Annotated in this window: 1 protein-coding gene; it reads left to right on the top strand. The window is 70.2% G+C overall.

Annotated elements, in window-relative coordinates:
• Nucleotides 1-12: 12 nt before the first annotated feature.
• Nucleotides 13-2,426: acyltransferase domain-containing protein (locus ACIQU6_RS44375; RefSeq protein WP_403488371.1), on the top strand; the 2,414-nt coding region annotated here is incomplete at its 3' end.

The raw sequence follows: 2,426 nt of genomic DNA on the forward strand, positions 1-2,426 counted from the left end.
GCGGCGGCGGGCGTGGCCGGTGTGATCAAGATGGTGTTGGCGATGCGGCACGGAGTGTTGCCGAAGACCCTGCACGTGGATGCGCCGTCGTCGCAGGTGGATTGGTCGACGGGAGCGGTGGAGCTGCTCACCGAGAACCGGGCCTGGGAAGGTGAGGCCGGCCGGGTGCGTCGTGCGGCCGTCTCGTCGTTCGGCATCAGCGGCACCAACGCCCACGTCATCGTGGAGCAGGGACCCGACGCGATTGCGGAGGAGGCACCCGCGGGGCCGGCTCCTGCGGCCTGTGGGGTGCTGCCGTGGCTGGTGTCGGCGACCTCCGAGGCCGGCCTGCGGGCCCAGGCCGACCGGTTGCGTGCGTTCGTGCTGGAACGGCCGGAGCTGTCTCAGCTCGACATCGCCCACTCGTTGGCGTCGACCCGTGCCGGTTTGGAACACCGAGCCGCGGTCGTGGGCGCCGACCGGGATGCGCTGCTGGCCGGGCTGGCGGCGCTGGCAGAGGGCGAGCCCGCGGCGGGTGTCGCGCGCGGCCAGGTGGCTACCGGCGGTGGCCAGGTGGCCGCACTGTTCTCGGGGCAGGGTGCGCAACGACCGGGCATGGGTCGGGAGTTGTATGCGCGTTTCCCGGTGTTCGCGGACGCCTTCGATGCGTGCGTCGACGGGTTGGAGCGGGCGTTGGGCTCGTCCCTGCGTGAGGTGGTGTGGGGCGAGGATGAGGCTGAGCTGAACCGGACTGTCCACGCGCAGACGGGCTTGTTCGCCGTCGAAGTGGCGCTGTTCCGTCTTCTGGAGTCCTTCGAGGTCGTCCCGGATGTGTTGATCGGGCATTCGATTGGTGAGTTGGCGGCGGCGCATGTGGCGGGGGTGCTCTCGCTGGCGGATGCCTGCACGTTGGTGGTGGCGCGTGGTCGGTTGATGCAGGCGTTGCCCGAGGGCGGGGCGATGCTCGCCGTCCAGGCTCGCGAGGACGAGATCGCCGGCCTGTTGGGTGAGTCGGCGTCGTTGGCGGCGGTCAATGGACCGGATTCCGTGGTGGTCTCCGGTGATGAGGATGCCGTCGAGGCCGTGCGGGAGTGGGCGCAGTCGAGCGGTCGGAAGTCGAGCCGGTTGCGCGTCTCGCATGCGTTCCACTCCCACCGCATGGACGGCATGCTGGAGGAATTCGCCGCTGTGGCAGGTCAGTTGACGTACGAGACGCCGCGGATCCCGGTGATTTCGACGCTGACCGGAGAGGCCGCTTCTGCCGTCGACCTGTGTTCGCCCGCGTACTGGGTGCGGCAGGTGCGCGAGGCCGTGCGGTTCGCGGACGCGGTGCGGAGCGCGGCCGGTGCCGGGGTGACCCGGTTCGTGGAGGTCGGCCCGGACAGTGTCCTTACGGCCCTGGCCGCCGGCACGCTCGCCGGCGAAGAGACGGGGACGGCAACCTGCGTGGCGACGCAGCGCGCCGACCGTGACCCCGAGCACACCCTCGTCACTGCCCTTGCCCGGCTTCACTCCGATGGGGTTGATGTGCATTGGGATCCGGTGTTCGCGGGCGGCCGGGGTGTTGAGTTGCCGACGTATGCGTTTCAGCGGCAGCGGTTCTGGATGGAGTCGACGGCTCCGGCAGACGTGGCTGGGGCTGGGGACGCGGTGGAGTCGCGGTTCTGGGAGGCCGTGGCCGGCGAGGACTGGTCCACACTGGGCGATGCATTGGGCATCAGCGAGAGTGCGTCCCTGACCTCGGCGGTGTCCGCACTGTCCTCCTGGAGGCAGGCGCATGAGGCCGAGTCGACGGTGGACGGTTGGCGCTATCGCGTGTCGTGGGCCCCGGTACGTGAGTTGGGCGCGGCGACGTTGTCGGGCACGTGGTTGCTCCTGACCGGCGACGGCGGGGACGACTGCGCAGACGTTCGAGAGTGGATGGTGGCGCAGGGGGCCGAGGTCCTCCAGGTCGTCGTGCCGTCGGACGTTGATCGGCTTGCGTTGGCGGCGGCGGTCCGTGCGGGGGTGGGTGCCGCGGACGCTGGTGACGAGGTCGCTGGTGTGCTGGTTGCCGCCGATGCGGTGGCTACCGCGGTGGCGGTGCAGGCGTTGGGTGACGTGGGGGTGTCGGCTCGGACATGGGGACTGACGCGGGGGGCCGTGTCGACGGGGGTGTCGGACGGGCCCGTGAATCCGAACGCCGCGATGGTGTGGGGGTTGGGTCGTGTGGTGGCGTTGGAGTTGCCGGATCGGTGGGGTGGGTTGGTTGATGTGCCGGTTGTGGTGGATGAGCGGGCGGGGCGTCGGTTGGCTGGCGTTCTGTCGCAGGGTGTTGAGGATCAGGTGGCGGTGCGGTCCTCGGGTGTTTTTGGTCGGCGGTTGGTGCGTTCGGGGCGGGTTGCGGACGTGGGGGAGTGGTCGGTTGCCGGTGGCACGGTGTTGGTCACTGGTGGTACGGGGGCGTT

Origin of the sequence: Streptomyces sp. NPDC090442, from assembly GCF_044769405.1 — a bacterium.
In the GTDB taxonomy this organism is placed as follows: Bacteria; Actinomycetota; Actinomycetes; order Streptomycetales; family Streptomycetaceae; genus Streptomyces.